Raw genomic sequence first — 5,462 nt, forward strand, 5'->3', positions numbered from 1 at the left:
CGGACGCACGCGCCGACCTGGAGGCCGCGAAGGCCGACGCCGGTGGCGAGGCGGCCGACGCGCTCGACTCCCTGGCCGCCGAGCTCGGCAGCCTCGGCGACGACCTCCGCGCGGCCACGGGCAGCTGAACAGCTCGCCGCCGTGACGTCGGCGACGACGTCGTACGCGCCGCAGCAGCACCCCGCCACCGCGCTGAGCCCGACCGGCCCGCGCCTTTCACAACGGCCTAGGCGCTTGCGCCTCGGGCGCGCGCGTTCGCCGCTTGGTGCTAAGCGGGGCCTTCCCTCCGTGGGTGCCTCGACGGCGTCGACCTGAGCGTCCTCGAGGCGATCCTCCGACACTCTTGGGTCACCACGTCCGCGCCCAGCTTCGGCCAGGTCTAGCTATGCATGCGCCCGCGAAGGGAGCGCAACCTACCCGACGCGATGCGGGTTCACTCCGACGCTCACGCCCCCGCGGCGTCACTCGCCCTGACGCTTACCGCCTCACTGATCGGAACGTCGGCGGCCGTTGCCACCGATACACCGCCCTCGGCACCACAGACGATCGAGTTCACCTACGACACGCAGGAGAACACCGACGCGGTCGTCGACCGGGCCCTCGCTGAGTCGGGTCTTGCCCTGCCGTCGGAGACCGTCACGAAGGTCAAGGCCAAGTTCAACTTCGTCCGGACGCGCCCGCGGCTGTGGGCCACAACGACGTCGCCGCTCGAGACCGACGGGGGCGTGGAGACGAAGGTCAGCGTCACGACCTACCGGAACGCCCGGATCTGGGGGACACCGGCCAACAACAACCGCTCGTGGATCGCGCCATCCGTCCTTGAGCACGTGGTGTGCAACATCGGTGGGATCATCGGCTGCAGCCCGACCGACCGGTACACCACGCACATCACGATCGACCCGGGCAACACCGCAAGCCGCATCACAGCGAAGAGCACGTACTTCCCCAACACCGGGAAGATCAACCCGCCGGCGTTCTACTTCGAGGGCTGGCGCAACAACTCCTCGATGAACGGCACCGGAGCCCTGACGGCCAACGTCGGCGCCTCCTACGTGACCGCCTACATCCAGCACGAACTGCCCCCGAAGGGCAACCAATTTGGCTACTACATCACGGGTACCTACGTCGGCAACGGCACCCTGTACGCGCTGAACCCCGGCCGGACGAACTCCGGCTCGTGCACCAGCGCGAGCGTGCCGACCTGCACGTTCTGGTGACACGATCAGCGCCATGACGCCTGAGCGGTACGCGGCGATGACGCTCGCTGAGCGGGCCCACTGGATCACCCAGGCGGGCCCGCTCAGCGGAGCGGAACAAGACCTCGTGCTGGCCGACAACGACCCGTTCATCCAAGCCGCGGCCGCGATGAACCACCACATGTCCGAGGAGTTCTTGCAGCGCCTGCACGACACGGTCGCCGACGACGCGTTGCGCGAGCTCGTCGGGACCAACCCGTCGCGCCGCTCGCGTTGATGGGCGCCGTGCCAGTCAACCGGCAGATCGGAAACGCGCTAGCCGCCTACGTCGAACGGGCGGGGTACACGCAGGACGAGCTGGAACGCATCGCCGTGGCGGTCCAGAACCCGGAGGAGGAGCGACCCCTGTCCGTCGTGATAGCAGAGACGCTCGGCACCTAGCGCGACCGGCAGGGTTGCCGAAGTAACACTCATGGCTCGAACGGGCCGGCTTGTGGGACGGCGGTGGGGCGCGTGCGGCGTCGAGGCGGGCGAGCTCGTCAGGGACCTGGTTGAGGTTGCTCGCAGCGACGTCCCTTCGGGGTCGGTCAGGGTGGTCCACTGCTCGTCGCCGATGCAGGTGAGCAGGACCCGGGTCAGGGCCCCACGGTGGGTGCTCACCTGTGGGCCCGGGGGACGCGGGCGAGCAGGTCGCGGGCGAGTCGACGGCTCGGCTTGCCGACGGCGGCAAGGGTCGCACCCGCGCCGGCCGTGCTGCTTCCAGCCACGGTCGCGGTCGAACAACACGTGCAACGCGTCGCCCCTGTCGCGGCGGTCCCCCGTCCTGCACGGCCGTTGGGGTGATTTCCGGGTTCGCCCGCGCGGCACGTTGAGACCTGCGCCACACCTGCCGATGGTGGAGGTATGAGCGACCGGCAGCCGTCCCGAGTGGGACGCCAGCACCACGTGGAGTGGTGGGTGGTGTGCGCGTGGGCGTCGCTCGCGGTCCTGCTCGTCGTCGGGCTGGTCGGCGCAGTCGGTCTCTGACCGGCACGCCGCACCCCGGGGACGCGGGACGCGGGCGGCTCCTCGCGACGCGCCCACGGGACCTATCCTCGCCGGATGGGTGACGCGGACGACGCACAGCGCGGCATCGGGCACGGTCGGTGGCGTGAGGTCGCGCGCGCCTCGGGGCTGCTCGCCCCCGACGGTCAGGCGAGGGCGACGATCTTCGCGGAGATGTCCGCGCTCGCGGAGTCGACCGGGTCGGTCAACCTGGGCCAGGGTTTCCCCGACGTCGACGGCCCCGCGTCGGTCGCGCGTGCCGCCGCGCAGGCCATCGCCGACGGCCGCAACCAGTACCCGCCCGGGCCCGGGATCCCCGCGCTGCGGCACGCGGTCGCCGAGCACCAGAAGGCGCACTACGGCCTCGACCCGGACCCCGACCGCGAGGTGCTCGTCACCACGGGCGCGACGGAGGCGCTGGCTGCGGCGGTCCTCGCGCTCGCCGGCCCCGGGGACGAGGTCCTGACGCTCGAGCCCTTCTACGACGCGTACGCCGCCGTGATCGCCCTGTCCGGCGCGACCCACACGACCGCACCCCTGCGCGCGACGCCCGACGGGTTCCGCGTCGACCTCGACGCGCTCGCCGCCGCGTTCACCGACCGCACGCGGCTCGTCCTGCTCAACACCCCGCACAACCCGACCGGCACCGTGCTCACGCCCGACGAGCTCGCGGCCGTGGCCCGCCTCGCGATCGCGCACGACGCGCTCGTCGTCACCGACGAGGTGTACGAGCACCTCGTGCTCGACCCCGGTCTGCGCCACGTGCCGATCGCGACGCTGCCCGGCATGGCCGAGCGCACGCTGACCATCTCCTCCGCGGGCAAGACGTTCTCGTTCACCGGCTGGAAGGTCGGCTGGGTCACCGGCCCGGAGCACCTCGTCACCGCGGTCCGGACCGTCAAGCAGTTCCTCACCTACGTGTCCGGCGCCCCGTTCCAGCCCGCCGTCGCGTTCGCGCTGCGCGACCCCGACGTCGCCGCGTGGGTGCGGGACCTCGCGGCGTCGCTCGCGTCGCGACGCGACCGGCTGTGCGCGGGGCTCGAGGCCGCGGGGTTCACCGTCGTCCGCCCGCAGGGCACCTACTTCGTGCTCGCCGACTCCGCGCCGCTGGGCTTCGACGACGGCGCCGCGCTGTGCCGCGCGCTGCCCGGGCTCGCGGGCGTCGTCGGCGTGCCCGTCACCGCGTTCACGCACGACGGGTCGGTCGTCGACCGCGCGCTGCGCTCGTGGGTGCGGTTCACGTTCGTCAAGCGCGACGAGGTCCTCGACGAGGCGGTGGCACGGCTCAGCCGGCTGCACGCCTGAGGGCGCCGCCGACCCCGGGCGCGCGTCAGGCGGTCGTCAGCCCGGGTGCGGCGGGCGTCGAGGTGAGGGCACGCGCGCCCTTGACGTTGAGGCCGAGGTTGGCGCGCAGCAGCGTGTCACCCGTGGCGCGGTCGACGAACGACGCGGTGTAGAGGATCCGCCGGCGCATGCGGAGCTCGACCGCGTCGTGCGGGAGCTCGCCCAGGAAGCGCTCGGTGACGGAGCCCGAGCCCGCGCGGCGCACCAGCAGGAAGCGGCGGTCCGTGCGGACGCACCAGATCGGCTCGGTCGACACGACGGCACCGACGGCGAGCGCCCCGCCCGTGAGCGCGAGCGTCGCCACGCCCAGCACCGCCGACGCACCGGCCGTCTTCGCCGCGTTGCGGCCACCGGCACCCTTCGGCTGCACGTGGGTGACGCCGAGCACCTCCTCGCCCGGCTCGAGCAGGTGCTCGCGGGCTGCGGCGACAAGTGCGGTACGGCTGATCACGGTGGCCTCCGGGTCGTGGGGTCGCGTGACGGTACCGTCGGGCCGCTGGCCTGCGCGGACGTTCCGGTCGGGCGTCACCCGACCGAGTGACGGTCAGCCCGTCCAGGCGCCGCCGCGGCGGTAGGCGGGAGTCGCGAGCGCGAGCACGAGCAGCGCGGCGACCGAGGCGCCGACCATGACGACCGCCATCGCGACCGCGTCACCGCCGAGCAGGCCCGACAGCGGGCTGACGACGCCGGAGACGCCGGCCTGGGCTGCGCCGATGAACGCCGCCGCGGTCCCCGCGATCTCGCCGTGGCGGCTGAGCGCGAGCGCCGAGGCGTTGGGCGGCACGAAGTTCACCAGCGCGAGCACGAGCCACTGCACCACGAGCAGTCCCCACAGCCCACCCAGGCCGGTGACGGCGAGCACGAGCAGCACCACCGTGAGCGAGAGCGACAGCGGCAGGACGACGCGCACGATGCGGATCGGCGCGACCCGCCGCACGAGCGCGGCGTTGACCTGTGCACCGGCGACGAGGCCGATGCCGTTGATCGCGAACAGCAGCGAGAACTGGTGCTCGGACAGCCCGAAGCCCTCACGCAGGACGAACGGGGAGGCGACGACGTAGCTCATGAGCACCGCGACGCCGAGTCCCGGCATGACGGCGAGCGCGACGAAGTGCCGGTCGCGCAGGAGCCCGCGGTACCCCGCGAGGGCCGTGCGCAGGCCGCCGTCGCGGCGGCGGTCGGGCGGCAGCGTCTCGGGCAGGCGACGCCAGACGATCAGCCACAGCACCACGCCGAAGACCGCGAGCGCGACGAAGACCGCGCGCCAGCCCGCCTGACCGGCGATGACACCACCGATGGACGGCGCGAACAGCGGTGCGACGCCGATGACGAGCATGAGCCGCGAGATGAGCCGGGAGGCGTCCGAGCCGACGAACCGGTCGCGGATGACGGCCATCGCGACGACGGTCGCGGACGCGTTGAAGAAGCCCTGCATCGAGCGCAGCGCGATGAGGGGGATGATCGCCGGGGCGACCGCGCAGAGCAGCGACGTGACGACGTGCAGCGCGACGCCCACCATCACGGGCTTGCGGCGACCGAACCGGTCGGACAGCGGCCCGATGACGAGCTGGCCGACGGCGCCGCCGATCAGCATCGCGGTCATCGTGAGCTGCGCGGCGGTCGCGGACGTGTTCAGGTCACGGGCGACGTCGGGCAGCGACGGCAGGTAGATGTCGGTCGAGATCGCCGGCAGCGCGCACATGAGGCCGAGCAGCAGCACGTACTTCGCGTTCGGCCGGTAGGCCGGTGCGTCGTCCGCTGCTGCGGGCGGCGGGGCGGTCTCGGACGGCTTCGTGGGCGCGACGGCGTCGGCGGGCGTCGTCGGCGGGGTCGCGTGCGACCCGGGGGGCGGTGCGAGCGTGCCCGACCCGGCGGTCG

The 5,462-nt window shown here is 72.8% G+C and carries 7 protein-coding genes; 5 read left to right on the top strand and 2 right to left on the bottom strand.

Features of this window, described 5'->3' with window-relative positions:
• The first annotated feature begins 425 nt into the window (after window positions 1–425).
• The 5 genes from HGA02_RS09180 to HGA02_RS09200 all read left to right on the top strand — a co-directional run bounded on the left by HGA02_RS09180 (window position 426) and on the right by HGA02_RS09200 (window position 3,545).
• Window positions 426–1,217: a hypothetical protein gene (locus HGA02_RS09180; RefSeq protein WP_168678752.1), complete on the top strand. Its 792-nt coding sequence runs from the start codon at window positions 426–428 to the stop codon at window positions 1,215–1,217.
• 13 nt (window positions 1,218–1,230) lie between these two features.
• Entirely contained in the window at window positions 1,231–1,473 is a 243-nt protein-coding gene (locus HGA02_RS09185; protein WP_168678753.1) for a hypothetical protein, read from the top strand.
• Window positions 1,473–1,637 carry a hypothetical protein gene (locus HGA02_RS09190; protein ID WP_168678754.1) on the top strand — a complete coding sequence of 55 codons (165 nt, stop codon included), beginning with the start codon at window positions 1,473–1,475 and terminating at the stop codon, window positions 1,635–1,637. The genes HGA02_RS09185 and HGA02_RS09190 overlap by 1 nt, the downstream gene beginning before the upstream one ends.
• A gap of 462 nt (window positions 1,638–2,099) precedes the next feature.
• Window positions 2,100–2,222, top strand: coding sequence for a molybdopterin oxidoreductase (locus HGA02_RS09195; protein ID WP_124343805.1), 123 nt, complete (start codon window positions 2,100–2,102; stop codon window positions 2,220–2,222).
• A 75-nt stretch (window positions 2,223–2,297) separates the two neighbouring features.
• Window positions 2,298–3,545 (top strand): pyridoxal phosphate-dependent aminotransferase, encoded by a 1,248-nt coding sequence (locus HGA02_RS09200; RefSeq protein WP_168678755.1) that lies wholly within the window; start codon window positions 2,298–2,300, stop codon window positions 3,543–3,545.
• Window positions 3,546–3,570: 25 nt separating this feature from the next.
• Here the strand turns inward: HGA02_RS09200 and HGA02_RS09205 are convergent, their stop codons facing one another.
• Window positions 3,571–4,035: a hypothetical protein gene (locus tag HGA02_RS09205; protein WP_168678756.1), complete on the bottom strand. Its 465-nt coding sequence runs from the start codon at window positions 4,033–4,035 to the stop codon at window positions 3,571–3,573.
• Between the two features lie 93 nt (window positions 4,036–4,128).
• Window positions 4,129–5,462, bottom strand: a 1,334-nt coding sequence (locus tag HGA02_RS09210) for a multidrug effflux MFS transporter (RefSeq protein ID WP_425483052.1), incomplete at its 5' end; no start/stop codon positions are given.

This window comes from Cellulomonas septica, from assembly GCF_012396155.1.
GTDB classification, from domain to species: domain Bacteria; phylum Actinomycetota; class Actinomycetes; order Actinomycetales; family Cellulomonadaceae; genus Cellulomonas; species Cellulomonas septica.